The sequence below is a fragment of the Pseudomonas sp. NY15435 genome (assembly GCF_048068295.1).
Classification (GTDB): domain Bacteria; phylum Pseudomonadota; class Gammaproteobacteria; order Pseudomonadales; family Pseudomonadaceae; genus Pseudomonas.
On sequence record NZ_JBLUQA010000012.1, the window covers coordinates 84,320 to 100,556 of the forward strand.

At 65.4% G+C, this 16,237-nt stretch carries 11 protein-coding genes; 6 read left to right on the forward strand and 5 right to left on the reverse strand.

The window, feature by feature from the left end:
* Positions 1–2: 2 nt before the first annotated feature.
* On the reverse strand, positions 3–1,967 hold the full coding sequence (locus ACNFH5_RS24565) for a UvrD-helicase domain-containing protein (RefSeq protein ID WP_416750524.1): 1,965 nt from the start codon (positions 1,965–1,967) through the stop codon (positions 3–5).
* A 165-nt stretch (positions 1,968–2,132) separates the two neighbouring features.
* Here ACNFH5_RS24565 and ACNFH5_RS24570 point away from each other — a divergent pair, with 165 nt between their 5' ends.
* On the forward strand, positions 2,133–2,900 hold the full coding sequence (locus ACNFH5_RS24570; protein WP_416750526.1) for an ATP-binding cassette domain-containing protein: 768 nt from the start codon (positions 2,133–2,135) through the stop codon (positions 2,898–2,900).
* A gap of 229 nt (positions 2,901–3,129) precedes the next feature.
* On the opposite strand, the gene fhuF is transcribed toward ACNFH5_RS24570, so the two are convergent.
* The 4 genes from fhuF to ACNFH5_RS24590 all read right to left on the reverse strand — a co-directional run bounded on the left by fhuF (position 3,130) and on the right by ACNFH5_RS24590 (position 7,246).
* A complete protein-coding gene (gene fhuF, locus ACNFH5_RS24575; RefSeq protein ID WP_416750528.1) occupies positions 3,130–3,885 on the reverse strand; it encodes a siderophore-iron reductase FhuF in 756 nt (251 codons plus the stop codon).
* Positions 3,886–3,916: 31 nt separating this feature from the next.
* Positions 3,917–4,903, reverse strand: a complete 987-nt coding sequence (locus ACNFH5_RS24580; RefSeq protein ID WP_416750530.1) for a GNAT family N-acetyltransferase — start codon at positions 4,901–4,903, stop codon at positions 3,917–3,919.
* A 97-nt stretch (positions 4,904–5,000) separates the two neighbouring features.
* Positions 5,001–6,335, reverse strand: a complete 1,335-nt coding sequence (locus ACNFH5_RS24585) for a lysine N(6)-hydroxylase/L-ornithine N(5)-oxygenase family protein (RefSeq protein WP_416750532.1) — start codon at positions 6,333–6,335, stop codon at positions 5,001–5,003.
* Between the two features lie 404 nt (positions 6,336–6,739).
* On the reverse strand, positions 6,740–7,246 hold the full coding sequence (locus ACNFH5_RS24590; RefSeq protein ID WP_416750534.1) for a sigma-70 family RNA polymerase sigma factor: 507 nt from the start codon (positions 7,244–7,246) through the stop codon (positions 6,740–6,742).
* A gap of 126 nt (positions 7,247–7,372) precedes the next feature.
* Between ACNFH5_RS24590 and ACNFH5_RS24595 the strand changes: the two genes are divergently transcribed.
* The 5 genes from ACNFH5_RS24595 to fhuB all read left to right on the forward strand — a co-directional run bounded on the left by ACNFH5_RS24595 (position 7,373) and on the right by fhuB (position 16,049).
* Positions 7,373–8,398: a FecR family protein gene (locus ACNFH5_RS24595; protein WP_416750536.1), complete on the forward strand. Its 1,026-nt coding sequence runs from the start codon at positions 7,373–7,375 to the stop codon at positions 8,396–8,398.
* 367 nt (positions 8,399–8,765) lie between these two features.
* A complete protein-coding gene (locus ACNFH5_RS24600) occupies positions 8,766–10,454 on the forward strand; it encodes a cyclic peptide export ABC transporter (RefSeq protein WP_416750538.1) in 1,689 nt (562 codons plus the stop codon).
* A 153-nt stretch (positions 10,455–10,607) separates the two neighbouring features.
* Positions 10,608–12,998: a TonB-dependent siderophore receptor gene (locus ACNFH5_RS24605; RefSeq protein WP_416750540.1), complete on the forward strand. Its 2,391-nt coding sequence runs from the start codon at positions 10,608–10,610 to the stop codon at positions 12,996–12,998.
* Between the two features lie 143 nt (positions 12,999–13,141).
* On the forward strand, positions 13,142–14,047 hold the full coding sequence (locus tag ACNFH5_RS24610; RefSeq protein WP_416750542.1) for an ABC transporter substrate-binding protein: 906 nt from the start codon (positions 13,142–13,144) through the stop codon (positions 14,045–14,047).
* Positions 14,040–16,049, forward strand: a complete 2,010-nt coding sequence (fhuB, locus tag ACNFH5_RS24615; protein WP_416750544.1) for a Fe(3+)-hydroxamate ABC transporter permease FhuB — start codon at positions 14,040–14,042, stop codon at positions 16,047–16,049. The genes ACNFH5_RS24610 and fhuB overlap by 8 nt, the downstream gene beginning before the upstream one ends.
* Positions 16,050–16,237 lie beyond the last annotated feature (188 nt).

The window sequence follows — 16,237 nt, forward strand, 5'->3', positions numbered from 1 at the left end:
CCTCATGCCGGCGCAGCTTCCACGTTGCGCCGCATCGCCAGGATCGCCGTCGGCCCCTGGGCCTTGCGGGTAAACCAGAACACCCGGCTTACGCCACGGGTGATCGCCACGTAGGCCAGGCGCGATTGTTCGTCCTGCTGGGCCTGGTCGTAGCTGCTGGCGAAGAAGCCCGAGGCGGTGTAGAGCGCGCTGCGCAGCGGGTGTTTCTCCGGCGGCGCACAGTCGTCGACGATGATCGCCACTTCCGCCTGCAGGCCCTTGGCGCGGTGGATGGTCATGCCCTTCACCGGCAGCTTGCGGTCCAGCTCGCCGAGGATCGTCTGCAGGGTTTCATTGCGCCGGCTGAGCAGCAGCACGGCAGTCTTCTCCCGTGACCCGCGCGCGGCGACGTGCTCGCACTGCTTGCGGATCTCCTCCAGCAGGAGCGGCAGGCTGTTGCGCGCATCGAAGCGCTGCACCAGTTTCACCCCGTGGTCACCCGCCTCCGCCGACTTGAAGGCACGACAGGTCTTGGCCTGCTTGCTGGCCACGCCCACCAGTACCCGCTCGCCATCGCGGATCACCGGGTCGATGCTGCGGTAATTGGTTTCCAGCAGCAGCACGCGGCTCTTGCGCCGGCCCTTGCTGGGGAAGTGCCGGTCGAAGTCCATGAACAGTTCCGGCGAACTGCCGCGCCAGGCGTAGATGGACTGCCAGTCGTCACCGATGGCCATCAGGCTGACGGCTTCGCCGCGTTTGGCGAGGTCGCGGTGCAGCGCCTGCAGCCATTGCACGATCTGCGGCGAGACATCCTGGAACTCATCGATCAGCAGATGCTGGAACGGTGCCAGGGCTTCGGCTGGCAGCTTGCCGTCGCCTAGCTGGTCGGTCAGGCGCTGGAAAGCCAGGTTGAAGGTCAGCAGACCCTGCTCCTGCAAGGCAGTGTCGAAGGCCGCCCAGAACAGCTGCAGCGCCTCGATGAACTGGCGCTCGCGCGGCGGGCAGCCGAGCTTCTTCGGCTGCAACTGGTCGATGCGCAGGCCGATGCTTTCGATAAAGCCGGACTGGGCATAGAAAGCCTCGAACAGCGGCAGCGCGATGAATTCTCCAGGCAGTTTGAAAGAATCCAGTGGCGCCTTGCCGATACGGGGCGGCTTGCCGTCTTCCTCTGCCTCGGGCGGTGGCGGCAGCTCCAATAGTTGATGCACCAGCACACGGAATTCGTGCTGCTCGGCGTAGCACTGCTGGTAGACCTGTTTGAGCAGGCGCTGCTGGGCCGGCCGCAGGCGGCCGGCGAGCAGCGGGTTGTCCAGCTCGTCGGCCGGGGTGCGTTCGTCCAGTTGCTCGAACCAGCGCGGACTCTTCAGTGCGATTTTCGCCAGGGTGCCCATGGCCGAATGGAAGGTCCGTACGCACTGCCGCGCCTGGGCCGCATCGAACGGATGGCCCCAGTAGCCGAGCACCTTCACCAGTTGCTCGCGCAGCTGCGCGCAGGAGGCGTTGGTGAAGGAAATCACCGTCACCTTCTCGGCGTCGATGCCCAGGTGGCAGAGCATATAGACGACACGCAGAACCAGCGTCGTCGACTTGCCGGAGCCCGCTCCGGCAAAAATGCGGGTCAGCGGCTCGGGAGCGAGAATCATCGCCCACTGCTCGTCCGACGGCAGGCTGACGATTCCATGGGCGGCGGCCTGGGCCACGCGCTGGCGCATGTCGAGGGCGTGCTGCTCGTCCGGAGCGCTGGCGGTGCCGTAGATGCCAACCGCAGCCGGCGAGCGCGGGCGCTTGGGCGCAGCCGCGTCACCGTCTTTCTTGGCTTTGGCGGTGCGCTTGGCCGGTGCCTTGCTCGCGCCTTTTGCCTTGCCGCGCGCTCGGGGTTGAGGTCGCGCCGCTTCACGCTCGGCGCGCAGGTATTCGGTGGTACGGGGGAAATAACGCGCAAGGGCTTCGGCAAGCAGCCGCTTGTAGCGTTCGACAGCAGACTCCATGGGCCCATCCGTTCAATTACAGCGTTGAATCATAAGCGCTTTCGGTCAGGGACAGGCAATCAATCGGGCGGTTCCGCGAGGCCCTGAAAAATTGATAACCATTAGCGATTGCATTAGAGTCGGGCTCCCGCTTTTTCCGCCCACGCCGCCCATACGGATGACCCCATGTTCGAACTGGAAAATGTCAGTTTCAGCGTCCCCGGTCGCACCCTCCTGCAACCGCTGAGCCTGCAGTTGGCCGACGGCAACATGATCGGCCTGATCGGCCACAACGGCTCGGGCAAATCCACCCTGCTCAAGTTGCTGGCCCGCCAGCAACAGGCCAGCGGCGGCAGCATCCGCCTGGACGGCAAGCCGCTGCAGGACTGGGGCAACCGCGACTTCGCGCGCCAGGTGGCGTACCTGCCGCAGCAGCTGCCGCAGACCGACGGCCTGACCGTGCGCGAACTGGTCGCCTTCGGCCGCTATCCCTGGCACGGCGCCCTGGGCCGCGTCACCGGCGAGGACCGCCAGCAGATCGACCGCGCGCTGGACCTCACCGACACCCTCGCCTTCGCCGACCGCCCGGTGGACCTGCTCTCCGGCGGCGAACGCCAGCGCGTCTGGCTGGCCATGCTGCTGGCGCAGAACAGCCGCTACCTGCTGCTGGACGAGCCGACTTCAGCGCTGGACATCGCCCACCAGGTGGAAGTGCTCTCCCGCGTCCACGAACTCAGCCGCGAGCTGGGCCTGGGCGTGCTGGTGGTACTGCACGACATCAACATGGCGGCGCGCTACTGCGACCACCTGATTGCCCTCCACGGCGGCCGCCTGCTGGCCCAGGGCACACCAGCAGAGTTGATGCGAGGGGAAACGCTGGAAGATATCTACGGCATTCCCATGGGCGTACTGAGCAACCCGGTGGACGGGTCGCCGATCAGTTATCTGCGCTGAGTTGACCGAGTCGTTTTTCGTCGGAGCGGACCTTGTCCGCTGAATCACCTGCGGCGTATTCCGGGCCCATCGCTTACAACGTCGTTCCAACGCAGCGCCTGCGGCTACACCATTGCGTCGGTGCCGTGCGGTTCGCGAGCAAGCTCGCTCCTACAGTCCAGCCCTGGCTTCGGAGCGCTTTTCGTAGGAGCGAGCTTGCTCGCGAACAGAGCGCCCGCAGACTCTGGCTTCAGAGGTCGCTCAGCTCGGGCGGCGGTTCGTCGATCAGCGGGCAGTTGTCGCAATGCCCGATGGTTCCCAGCCGGTAACGAATGCAGCAGGTCCGCCGCTGCCGCCAGAGCCCATCCGGGCGCTGCTCGCAGGACACCTCGACATACTGGATCGGCTTGTACAGCGGGTTGCGCGTGCCGTCCGGACGGCGCTCGATCTCCAGCAGCTCGCGGCCGTGGCCGAGCATAGGGGCCAGCGGCGGCAGCTTGGCCATCTCGCCGATGAACCATTCGAAGTAGTTGCCGGCGTTGCTCCAGAGCACCTTGGGTGACACGCGCGCCTCGGCGGCGAGGGCCTGGATGAAGGGTTGCAGGTGGCCTTCCAGCAGATGGCCGAAGCGCTGGAAAGGATCGCCCGGCGGCGCGGCGAAAGCCCCGCCCTCCCCCGGCAGCTTGAAAGCCTGGGGAATGCCCTGGCCGTCCAGTACCACCTCCACGTCATCGAACGCCAGCGGTAGCGTGCGGCCGAGCACGAGCGCGGCGGCGACTACCGGAGGAATGAGGCGCACCAGGTACCACTTGGACCACTGCGAAGCCAGCGCGCGTCGGTCGCCATCGGCGTGCGGCGGGTCGAAGCGACGCAGCACGCTGTCGAGCATTTCCCGTTCCAGCAGGGCGCGTGCCGGAATCGAAGGACGGCGATCGTCGCGGGTCACCAACACCTCGCGGTAGCTGGCGAACTCGCCGAAATACAGCGGCGCGAGGGCTGCGATCACCGGCAGCCCTCGCTCACGCGGGGAGCCGCCCTCAGCACAGGCCGCAACGCTCGAAGAAGGTTTCCCGGCTCTGCACCATCAGCGCGGCGCGCTTGTGCGGGAAGTTGAATTCCTTCTCGCGCCAGAAGCCCAGGCGCTGCATGTGGCCGATCATCTTCGCGTTGTCGGCGCGCGGCTCGGCGACGATGCGCTGGGTACGCGGATCGTCCAGCAGCAGGTAATGCACCAGGGCAGTCATCCAGCTTTCTACCTTGTGCGGCCCGCGATGGCTTTCCTCGCCCACCAGCATGTGGATGCCACGGTCGTAATCGCCCACTTCGTAGAACGGCGCGATCCGGTCTTCCTTGGCCCAGTAGGCTTCGTAGTAGGCGAAGGGCTCGTCGTCGATGCAGCCGATCAGGGTGGTGGTGTGCGGGTCGGCGGCGGCTTTTTCCAGGTAGGCCCGGTGCTGCTCCAGGGTGCCGCCTTCCTGCCAGAACTCCAGTACGCGCGGGCTGTTCTGCCAGCGGTGGAAGCGTTCGAGGTCCAGGTCGATATCCAGGGTGCGCAGGGAAATCCACTGGCCGAGCTTCGCGTCGAAGCGGCGATAGACCTCGCCCTGTGGCTTGGGTGCGCGCAGCGGATGGCGACGACCACCGCTCATGCGGTAGACCTGCGGGAAGTCCGCACTGGCTATACCCTTGTGCCAGGCACTCCCCAGTTGCCAGAAAGCGGCGCGCTCGATCTGCAGGCGACCGCCGACTTCATCGCGGCTCACCAGGCCTTTTTCGAGCGCCTCGGCGGGCAGGTTGGCGGCGGTGAACTGCACCCGCTCGCTCTGCGCATCGCCAGCGAAGGTCCAGTAGGCCAACGCCCACAGCGCCTCCAGGGATGGCGCGGAACTCAGCTGCCAGCACTCGCCTTCGCGCTGCGCACTCAGCAGCGGTTGGCCGTCGAGCAGTAAGGTCAGGCGTTGGGTTCCGTGGTCGGCGGAGAGCTTGCGGCCGTCAGGCAGCGGCAGCGAGAAACTGGGCGTCATGGTGGGTTCCCTTTCGTGAATGCAACGACCCCGCCCGTATGACGAGCAGGGTCGGCAGAAATTTAGTCGGCCCGGAGATTGAGTCCGGGCCCGCGGGTCAGGCGCTTTCCGCGGTCAGCGGGCGCGCCGGCTTGTGCGCGGTCTCGTGCGGCGGCAGGTGCTCGAACATCGACGCGGCGATTTCCTGCGCGCGCATCGGCAGCACCGACAGCAGCGTGTCGCTCAGCCCGTGGCTGTCCTGGGTGAAGCCCTGCAGGTAGATGCCGGCGTGCAGGCGCTCGTCCGCCAGTACGCGGTAATCGCGGCCCACCTCGAAGTCGCCCAGGTAGTCCTGCAGCGGTGCGAGCAGTTCGCGGTGCGACTTGCGCTCGTAGCCGGTGGCGAGGATCACCGCGTCATAGCGGTGGGTTTCCACCGCGCCGGTGGCGCTGTCGCGCAGGGTCAGCTCAATGCCATCGGCGTCGGCCTTGGCGGCTTCTACATTGCGGCGGCAGAGGAAGGCGTGGCGATCCACGCCGGCCACTTTCTGGCGATAGAAGATGCCGTAGATGCGTTCGATCAGGTCTAGGTCCACCACCGAGTAGTTGGTGTTGTGGAACTCCTGGATCAGCTTCTCGCGCTCGGCCTTGGGCTCGTTGAACACCAGGTCGGTGTACCGCGGGGCGAAGATTTCGTTGACGAAGGGGCTGTCGTCGGCGGGCTTGAGTACTGCTGCGCGCAGAACCATGTCGACCTTCACCGAGGGGAAGCTGTCGTTCAGGTCAATGAAGGCTTCGGCCGCGCTCTGACCGCCGCCGATCACTGCGATGCGCATCGGCTCGTTCTGGTTGCAGCGCTGCTTGGCCATGCACTCCAGATAACGGGCGTGGTGGAACACGCGCGGATCGTCGCGCAGATGGCTGAAGGCGGACGGGAAGCGCGGCGTGCCGCCGGTGCTCACCACGACGCTACGCGCCAGCCGGAAGCGTTCGTGACCACGAGCGTCGGTGGACAGCACCTTGACCAGCTCGATGCCGTCCGGGCCCTGCACCGGCTCTACGCGGCTGACCGTCTCGCCGCAGACGCGCTGCTCGGCGAACTGCTCGCTGACCCAGCGCAGGTAATCGTTGTACTCCATGCGGCACGGGTAGAAGGTGCCCAGGTTGGTGAAGTCGATCAGCCGCCCCATGGCGTGCAGGTAGTTGACGAAGCTGTACGGGCTGGTGGGGTTGCGCAGGGTCACCAGGTCCTTGAGGAAGGAAATCTGCAACTCGCTCTGCGCCACCAGGGTGTTGCCGTGCCAGCGGTAGTCGGCCTGCTTGTCGAGGAACAGGGCGTGGTAGTGGCGGCCCTCGCGTCGCGCCTGCTCCTGCAGGGCGATCGCCAGCGCCAGGTTGGAGGGGCCGAAACCGATGCCGAGCACGTCGTAGGTCGGGGTGATCATCTGGGTCATGGTGCCAATGTCCTGTATCGCGATGGCCGTGGGGCGTGACCACGCGGGAGTCGGCGGCTTACTGCTCAGCCCTGCCAGGAGCACCCCGCCGCTTGGCGGCCGGCACTCGATCCTGCGTGTCGCCCATGATTTGCGCTGTCGATAGCGCGTTATCTGGAGAGACGAGACAGGCTTGGGGAAATTTAGAATGATTCTCACTAAGTCATGAAAATTTCAGAATGACGAGCGGGCACCAGAGACAGAAGTTCGAGCGCAAGCCGCGTGGGACTAAATCCCGACGCAGGCCATGCGTCTGTGTATGTAAATGCGGTTCGCGAGCAAGCTCGCTCCTACAAACAGCAGCCAGGCTCTTCCCGTAGGAGCGAGCTTGCTCGCGAACCAAAGGCGATAGGCAACGACCGGTATCAGCCCTGCCCGCTCCAGGCCCTGAGCCGCGCCCGGCAATGCTTCATTGCGTTGACGATGTGCTTCTCCACCATGTCGCGGGAGATGCCCATGGTTTCGGCGATTTCGACATGGCTGCAGCCTTCGACCTTGCGCAGCACGAAAGCGCGGCGACAAGTCTCGGGCAGTTCGCCCAGGGCACGCTGCAGCAGTTGCAGTTGCTGCTCGCGGCTGGCTTCCTCTTGCGGGCAGCGCTCGTCGAGGCAGCCTTCGCGGTCGAGGGTTTCCAACTCTTCGGTGCGACGCACTCGGCCGCGCCGGTGCAGGTCGATGCTGAGGTTGACTGCCGTGCGATAGAGAAATGCCCGAGGTTGTTCGATATGCTCGTCACCCTTGCGGTCGAGCAGGCGCAGGAAGGCCTCCTGGGTCACATCGGCAGCCGCCTGGCGGTCGCCGAGGCTGCGATTGAGGTACAGGACCAGTTCCTTGTGATACCGGATGAACGCGCTTTCCACCCCGTCGGGCATCCTATGAAAAACAGTCGAGGCTGCAGGCGCCTGCTGACAGTCCGAGTCAGGCTTATTTATAATCACTCGCATCAACGCGAAAAGAAAGTGTGATATCGGCCGCAAACGGCCTTACCGAGATCCCTGATGACCAGCTCCCCCGCCCCGTTCGACGATGACCGTATCAGCGCCGAAGCCGCGCACTGGTGCGCGCGTCTGCACGACGAAGAGTGCAGCGATGCCGAGCGCGCCGAGTTCGCGCAATGGCTCGCGCTCGACCCGCGGCACGAGGTGGAATACCAGGCGATGCTGGATATCTGGCAACTCTCGGAATTGCTGCCGCCGACTCCGCGTAAGTTGCCTGCGCCGACTGCACCCACGCCGCTGGGCGGTATTCGCCCACGCAGCACCCGCCGACCACGCAGCGGCAAGCGCATCGCCGCCGTGGCCGCTGGCGTGCTGGTGGCCATCGGCGCGGTATGGTCGGCAGGTTGGTCCGCCGGCTGGCTACCCTCGAAGGTCGGCTACTACGCGGCGCAGCCTGGAGCACGGGAAGTGGAGTTGGCGGACGGCTCGAAAGTCGAGCTGAACAGCAACTCCCAGCTCTTCTTCGCCGATTTCCGCGACCGCCGCAGTGCCTGGCTGAAAAGCGGCGGCGAGGCGTACTTCCGGGTGGCCCACGACACCCTGCAGCCCTTCTCGGTCTACACCGACAACGGTAACGTGCGGGTAACCGGCACCCGCTTCAATGTCTGGACCGACCAGCACCAGATGCTGGTCACCCTGCTCGAAGGCTCGGTGGTGGTCAGCCCGCCCGACAGCGTCGACGGCAATAGCGCCCAGCTCACTCCGGGCATGCAGGCGCGCTACAGCCAGGGCAGCCAGCGCATCGAGCTCGCCCAGGTCGCCCCCGCCGGCGCCATCGCCTGGATCGAAGGCAAGCTGGTGATCGATGACCTGACGCTGCAGTCGGCCATCCCGCTGATCAACCGCTACCTCAAGCAGCCGGTGTTCCTTGACGATGCCACTGTCGCCGCCATGCGTATCGGCGGCATCTATCGCACCGATGATTTGCAGGCGCTGGTGGATTCGCTGCCCAAGGTTCTGCCGCTGGAGCTGCGCAAGGACAATCAGGGCCGCATGGTTCTCGCCAGCCGTTACGTTCAGCTCTGATACTCGCCATGCGGGCATGACGGGTAGCGGCGTGCCGTGCGGGTTTCGCGAGCAAGCTCGCTCCTACAAGGAGCACCCAGGTCCCGGACTGTAGGAGCGAGCTTGCTCGCGAAACCCTGAGCGACGGAATCTGGCTTTCCCGGCAAACACTACGGGGCAGCGCCCGCGCCTACTGAGTTCGACACTGAAGCGCCCTACTCGGATATATCTTCTTATTTGCGAACTTTTCGCAAATTCTCTTCAGTTTTCTTTCTGCTCATTCGTCTTGATAGCAACGATTCGGATTCGCCGATGATCTGCTGATTCGCGCGCCGTCTCGCCCCGTTGTGCGGGCTGCCCTCCGGCAGGCCGGGTTCAGGAAAAGACGATGCAATCACCCGCCCCAAGCGCCTTGCGCGAGATGCTCAAACTGCTGCGGCCGCACTGGCTGCCGCTGACTGCCGCCACCCTGCTGGGGATTCTCGGCGGCACCGCGATCACGGCGCTGCTCGCCACCATCAACTACAGCCTGCACTCCGACGGCGGCATGCCCGCTGGCCTGCTACTGGGCTTCACCGGGTTGTGCGTGCTGGCGTTGCTGGGCTCGATCATTTCCGACATGGGCACCAACTACGTCGGCCAGCACGTGATCGCGCGGTTGCGCAAGGACCTGGGCAGCAAGATCATTTCCGCACCCATCGAGCAGATCGAGCGCTACCGCAGCCACCGGCTGATCCCGGTGCTGACCCACGACATCGATACCATCAGCGACTTCGCCTTCGCCTTCGCGCCGCTGGCGGTCGCTTTGACCACCACGCTCGGCTGCCTGGGTTACCTGGCCTGGCTGTCGCCGCCGATGTTCCTCGCCACAGCCATCGCCATCGTCATCGGCAGTGCGATCCAGTACGTGGCCCGGGCAAAAGGCATCAAGGGCTTCTTCGAGGCGCGGGACAAGGAAGACGAACTGCAGAAGCACTACCGCGCCATCGCCGAAGGCGCCAAGGAGTTGCGCATCAGCCGCCCTCGCCGCTTCCAGCACTACAGCGAACGCCTGCAGGGCACCGCGGACGAAATCTGCGATATCCAACTGCGCTCGATCAACCTGTTCAATGTCGCCAAGGGCTTTGGCTCGACGCTGTTCTTCATCGTCATCGGCGTGGCGCTGGCCTATCAATCGTTGTGGCCCAGCACCGACCAGGCGACGCTCTCCGGCTTCATCCTGGTCCTGTTGTACATGAAGGGCCCGCTGGAGGGGCTGATCGGCCAATTGCCGGTGGTGACCCGCGCCCAGGTCGCGTTCCGCCGGATTGCCGAGCTGTCGGTACGTTTCTCCTCGCCTGAGCCGAACCTGCTGCTGGCCGAAGATGGCCGAACGTCGCTGGACTTCCAGTCCATCGAGCTGCGCGAGCTGGCCTACCACTACGCCACTGATGACGGGGCGCGAGGCTTCGGTGTCGGCCCGCTGAACCTGAAGGTCAGTCGAGGCGAGATCCTCTTCATCGCCGGTGAGAACGGTTGTGGCAAGACGACCATGATCAAGCTGCTGCTCGGCCTCTACGCCCCGTGTGAGGGCAAGTTGCTGCTCAACGGCGAAGCGGTGGGCGACGCCAACCGCGATGACTACCGGCAACTGTTCACCACCATCTTCGCCGACTACTTCCTCTTCGAGGACCTGCTCAAGGGCAGCCAGGACATCCCGGCCGAAGCCAGCCGTTACCTGGAGCGCCTGGAAATCGCCCACAAGGTCAGCCTGCAGGGCCAGGAGTTCTCCACCACCGATCTCTCCACCGGCCAGCGCAAGCGCCTGGCCCTGGTGCAGGCATGGCTGGAGAAACGCCCGGTGCTGGTGTTTGACGAGTGGGCGGCAGACCAGGACCCGGAGTTCCGCCGGATCTTCTACACCGAGCTGCTGCCCGAGCTGCGCGCCCAGGGCAAGACGCTCATCGTGATCTCCCACGACGACCGCTATTTCGGCGTTGCCGATCGCCTGCTGCGCATGCGCGCCGGGCAGATCGTGGAGATTGCAGACCACCGCGCCACGCCGCCTCGCGGTGGCTCCGGCGTAGCGATGCATTGACGGCTGCGCGGCCCGGATGGCCGCTTTTCACCAGGTCGTCACTCAGCAACAAAAAAGATCGAACGGATTTTTCCGGTTTTTTCCAGCCGGCGCGTCACATCAAGCTGAATCATTCTTATTAGAAACTGCATTAAGATCATAGGAGCTAACAAAGTGAGTCGCACCCGCACTGCGCTGCAATCCCAGCACAAGGTGAAGCCTCTGGCCCGCCTGGTTCGCGCCACAGCCCTGGGGATGGTACTGACTGCCACGACCGTGCATGCCACGCCGGTCCGCATCGACATCCCGGCCCAGTCCCTGGCGTCCGCCCTGACCAGCCTGGGCGCGCAGTCGAACCTGCAGATCGTCTTCAACCAGAGCCAGGTGCAGAACCTGCGCGCCCCTGGCGTGCGCGGCGAGATGGAGCCAGCCCAGGCGCTGGAACGCCTGCTGCAGGGCACCGGCATCAAGTACCAGGTCGAAGGCAGCCGCGTGACCCTGCTGGGCGCCGACTCCGCCAGCGGCGACACCCTGAACATGTCTGCCCAGGTCATCACCGGCGCTGTCGAAGGTGAAGACAGCTACGTGCCGCGCACCTCCAACAGCGGCAGCAAGACCGATACCCCGCTGCTGGAAATCCCCCAGTCGATCTCGGTGATCACCCGCAAGCAGATGGACGCCCAGGGCGCCCAGACCGTGACCGAAGCGCTGCGCTACGTGCCCGGCGTCAAGGTGGAAGCCTATGGCCTCGATCCGAAAGGCTTCGACTGGCTGTACATCCGCGGCTTCAACGCCCAGGCCACCAGCGACTACCTCAACGGCCTGCGTCAGCAGAACAACAGCTACGCCTTCTTTCGCAGCGAGCCCTACGCCTTCGAGCGCATCGACGTGGTCCGCGGCCCGTCTTCCAGCCTGTTCGGCCTGGGCGACGCCGGCGGCATCGTCAACCGCGTGAGCAAGAAGCCCACCGCCAACCACATCAACGAAGTCGAACTCACTGGCGGCAACCATGACCGCAAGCAGGGGCAGTTCGACCTCGGCGGCGCGCTGGACGAGCAGAACCAGTTCCTCTACCGCGTGGTGGGCCTGGCCCGCGACTCGAATACCCAGGCCGAGTACGACGACGGCCACGAGGTCGAGGACAACCGCTACTACATCGCCCCGTCCTTCACCTGGGCGCCGGACGAAGACACCAGCCTGACCATCCTCACCGACTTCCTGCGTGACCGGAACTCCGGCTCGATCTTCGACTACAGCGTCAACGGCCACCCCACCGGCACCTTGCTGGGCGACCACAACTACAACCACTTCGACCAGGACCAGTACACGCTGGGCTACGAGTTTCGCCATCGCCTCAACGACACCTGGGAATTCCGCCAGAACGCGCGTTACGGCCAGGTCGACCTGATCTTCAATAACCTGCTGCCGCAACTGCAGGTGGGCCGGAACATCATCCGTACCGCGGACCGCTTCGACCAGCACATGGACACCTTCAACCTGGACAACCAGTTGCAGGCCAACTTCGACACCGGCGCCTTCAAGCACACCCTGCTGATGGGCGCGGACTACAGCTGGCAGGACGCCAATATCGCCCGCTGGCGTACTCTCGGTCCGTCGCTGAACCTGGATAACCCGGTCTACGGCCAGAGCGTGCCGCGTCCGAGCAAAGGCAACAGCATCCAGTCCATCGACTACGACCAGAACATCGAGCAGATCGGCGCCTACCTGCAGGATCAGGTCAAGTTCGACGATCACTGGATCCTCACTGCCGGCGGCCGCTACGACTACGTGCGCAATGACCTGGACAACCACGTCGGCGCCCACAGCATGCAGAAGGACAACGCCTTCACCGGCCGCGTCGGCCTGACCTACCTGACCGACTTCGGCCTGGCACCCTACGTCAGCTACTCCGAATCCTTCGTGCCCAACACCGGCATCAGCTCCGACGGCAGCGCCTTCAAGGCCAGCGAAGCGCACCAGTACGAAGCGGGCGTGAAGTTCCAGCCGGACGAAACCCTGCTGATCACCCTGGCGGCCTACGAGCTGACCAAGGAAAACATCCTCACCAACCAGCTGAACGCCAACGGCGTTCCGACCGGCTTCAGCGAGGCCACCGGCGAGCAGCGCTCGCGCGGCATCGAGGCCGAGCTGAAAGCAAAGCTGGACCAGAACTGGGACCTGTTGGCCTCGTATACCTACACCAAGGCCAAGATCACCAAGAGCAACGACGCCAACGAAGGCAACCGCCCGGCCAACGTGCCCGAGCACATGGCCAACGGCTGGCTGAATTACACCTTCCACGAAGGTGCGGTCGACGGCCTCTCCATCGGCGGCGGCGTGCGCTACACCGGCTCGCTCTACGGCAACAACGCCAACACCTACCACGTCGACAACTACACCCTGTTCGACGCCGGCGTGAGCTACCCGCTGAACAAGAACGTGACCCTCTCGGTGAACGCTCAGAACCTGCTGGACGAGGAATATGCCGCGACCTGCGACAGTCCGATCTCCTGCTACCCGGGCCTGCGCCGCACCGTCATGACCAGCGTGAAGTACAGCTGGTAAGCCGGTCGATGGCGGCGGCCGCAACCGTCGCCATCCGCTTTGCCGGGCTCCCTGTTCGCAGGGAGCCCTTTGTTGTTTCGGAAGACTGAGGTTTCAGAAGCCTGTTGCTTCAAGAGCCTGTCGCTTCAAGCGAGGAGTAGTGCATGTCCCTCACCCGTCGCCACCTGCTGCAGGGCCTCGCCATCGGCGGGCTGGCTTGCGCATCCGGGCTGCCGGTATTCGCCGGCGAGCGCCTGACGCGAATCGTTGCGCTCAACTGGGTGGCCGCCGAGACACTGCTGACCCTGGGCGTGCCGCCCCTGGCGATCTCCGACGACCGCTACTACCGGGTGCGCATGCCGACCATGGCCTTGCCCGAGAGCGTGCGTGACGTGGGTCCGTACTGGGAACCGAACCTCGAACTGATCCAGCAGTTGCAGCCGCAACTGATCCTCAGCGATCCGATGACCCCGACCTTGCAGCGACGACTCAACGGCATTGCACCCACCGAGAAAGTCGCGATCTACCCCGCTCCCGAGGGCGCCTGGAAAGCCACAACCGACTTCATGAACGACCTGGCACGGCGCCTCGACGTTGTGCAGGTCGCCGCCGATTACATCGCCGCCGGCGAACAGCGCCTGGCCGAACTGCGCGCGAAGCTGGCGAATCGCAGCCTGCCGCCTGTGTGCGTCGCCGTGCTCAACCAGGACGGCCGTCACGCTGCCGTGTACGGCAAGAACAGCATGGTGCAGGACGTGCTCGATCGCCTTGGCGTCGAAAATGCCTGGCAAGGTCCCGTCGGCCCCGTGGGGCTGGCCATGGTCAGCATCCAACGCCTGGCCGAGCGCCCGGATGCGCATCTGGTCTACGTCGACATCCCCACCACCTCGGCGCGCCTGCAGAGCCTGCGGCAACCCAACGATCTCTGGGCCAACCTGCCTGCCGTGCGCCAGGGTCACACCCTGACGCTGCAACGCTTCTACCCCTACGCTGGCGCCGCTTCGGTGCTGGACCTCGCCGAGCGTATCGCCGACTACCTCGATAGCGCCATGGAGACCACCCATGTCTGAATCGACTCTCGGCCTCAGCGCACCCCGCAGCGGCCTGCCGATCGGACCGGCGCTCTGTACGCTGGTGCTGACGATTCTCGCTGGCCTGCTGGTGTTCCATGGCCTGCAAGGCGCCCTGCCCCGCGAACTCTGGTGGCAGGCACTGTGGTCGCCCAATCTGGATGACGTGCGCCAGGTGTTGCTGCACTTCAGCTTCTACCCGCGCCTGGCGGTGAGCCTGATGGCCGGCGCCGCGCTGGCCCTGGCCGGCACGCTGTTCCAGCAGATATTGCGCAATCCCCTGGCGGAACCGGTGACATTGGGTGTTTCGGCCGGCGCCAACCTGGCCCTTTCTGCGGCAACCATTTTTGCCCCGGCGCTGCTGGTGAACGGTCTGGAAGCCGTGACCCTGACAGGCGCTGCGTTGGCGGCGTGCCTGCTGTTCGCTTTCGCCTGGGGTCGCACCCTGTCGCCGCTGCGTTTCATCCTCGCGGGCATGGTCATCAGCCTGTACTGCGTGTCGCTCAATGCGCTGCTGGTGCTGTTCAACCACGACTACCTGATCGACCTGCTGCTCTGGCAGGCCGGCTCGCTGAACCAGAGCGGCTGGGACGGTGCCCTTTACCTCGCCCCGCGCCTGGCAGTGGCCATGGCCATCGCCCTCCTGATGGTACGGCCGCTGGCCGCACTGGGGCTGGAGGATGAAGGCGCGGCGGCAGTCGGCGTGAATCTGCTGCGCACCCGCGTGATGGGCCTGGCCGTGGCCGTAGCGCTCAGCGCGTTCGTCACCAGCGCCGTGGGCATGCTGGCTTTCGTCGGCCTTGCCGCGCCGGCCATTGCCCGGTTGTGTGGCGCACGCACGCTCAGGCAGCGGCTGATCTGGGCGCCGTTGCTGGGCGCTGCGCTGCTCTGCGTGGTGGACCAGATCGCCCGCGAGCTGTCGCGCTTCGCCGGGGAAATTCCCGCCGGCATCCTCACCGGCATCTTCAGCGTGCCGCTGTTGCTGTGGCTGCTCAGCCGCCAGCGCAGCGGCGGCATCGTCCCGCGTCCGGCACCGGCCAAACCGCAGCGCGAGCATCCGTGGCGGCTGATCATCGCCGCAGCGATCCTGCTCGCTCTGCTGCCCTTGCCGGCGATCTACTTCGCGGTGGACGCCAACGGCTGGCACTGGGGTGACGCCGGCCTGAGCGACGCGATCCTGCAATGGCGGCTGCCACGCGTGCTCGGCTCTCTGGCTGCCGGCGCCATGCTTGCCGTCGCCGGCCTGCTGGTGCAGCGCCTGACCGGCAATCCCATGGCCAGCCCGGAGGTGCTGGGTGCAACCTCCGGCTCGGCGATCGCCGTACTGGTGCTGTTCCTGGTGATGCCGCAGCCGCAGGCCTACATGGTCCCGGCCGCCAGCATCGGCGCACTGCTCACCCTCGGCCTGCTGCTGTGGTTCGCCTGGCGCAAGACCTTCAATGCCGAGCGACTGCTGCTGACCGGCGTGTGCCTGACCACCCTGCTGCACTCGCTGAGCACCCTGCTGCTGGCCAGCGGCGATCCGCGCATGACGGTGATGATGAGCTGGATGACCGGCTCGACCTATCAGGTGGATGTGCTGTCGGCGAGCACCGGAATGGTTGTCGGCGCGGTGATGATCGGGGTCAGCGTTCTGCTCGCACGGCCGCTGGACCTGCTGACCCTGGGCAATGGCACCGCCACCGCGCTGGGCCTTCGGCTGCGCCTGAGCCACCTGACCATCCTGCTGACTGCCGCGGTGCTGACCGCCACTGCGACCATCATCGTTGGGCCACTGAGCTTCGTCGGCCTGATCGGCCCGCATATCGCCCGCCATCTGGGCGTGCGCCGCGCCGCGCCGCAGATATTGCTGAGCGCTGTGGCCGGGGCGTTGATCATGGTGGTGGCGGACTGGCTGGGACGGAACATCGCCTATCCCTGGCCGGTGTCGGCAGGCCTGCTGGCGGCGTTCATCGGTTGCCCGTACTTCCTCTGGCTGATGCATCGGGAACGGCGGGGTTAGCAGCTGGATCCAACTCTGCCGGCAAGCCCTGGAGTCCTTTGTAGGAGCGAGCTTGCTCGCGAACTGCACGCGCCGATGCTTCGGCATGAGTGGAAAGTAATCGCGGACGAAGTCCGCTCCTACCCAAGCCAACAGCCCGGCGTAGGAGCGGACTCTGTCCGCGATGTCTTCCTGCCGGCAGCGGGGCG

Coding starts and splice junctions, on each gene's coding strand:
- ACNFH5_RS24600 (WP_416750538.1), top strand. CDS start 8,766: ATGCAATCACCCGCCCCAAGCGCCTTGCGCGAGATGCTCAAACTGCTG.
- fhuB (WP_416750544.1), top strand. CDS start 14,040: ATGTCTGAATCGACTCTCGGCCTCAGCGCACCCCGCAGCGGCCTGCCG.
- ACNFH5_RS24585 (WP_416750532.1), bottom strand. CDS start 6,335: ATGACCCAGATGATCACCCCGACCTACGACGTGCTCGGCATCGGTTTC.
- ACNFH5_RS24580 (WP_416750530.1), bottom strand. CDS start 4,903: ATGACGCCCAGTTTCTCGCTGCCGCTGCCTGACGGCCGCAAGCTCTCC.
- ACNFH5_RS24570 (WP_416750526.1), top strand. CDS start 2,133: ATGTTCGAACTGGAAAATGTCAGTTTCAGCGTCCCCGGTCGCACCCTC.
- ACNFH5_RS24595 (WP_416750536.1), top strand. CDS start 7,373: ATGACCAGCTCCCCCGCCCCGTTCGACGATGACCGTATCAGCGCCGAA.
- ACNFH5_RS24590 (WP_416750534.1), bottom strand. CDS start 7,246: ATGCCCGACGGGGTGGAAAGCGCGTTCATCCGGTATCACAAGGAACTG.
- ACNFH5_RS24565 (WP_416750524.1), bottom strand. CDS start 1,967: ATGGAGTCTGCTGTCGAACGCTACAAGCGGCTGCTTGCCGAAGCCCTT.
- ACNFH5_RS24610 (WP_416750542.1), top strand. CDS start 13,142: ATGTCCCTCACCCGTCGCCACCTGCTGCAGGGCCTCGCCATCGGCGGG.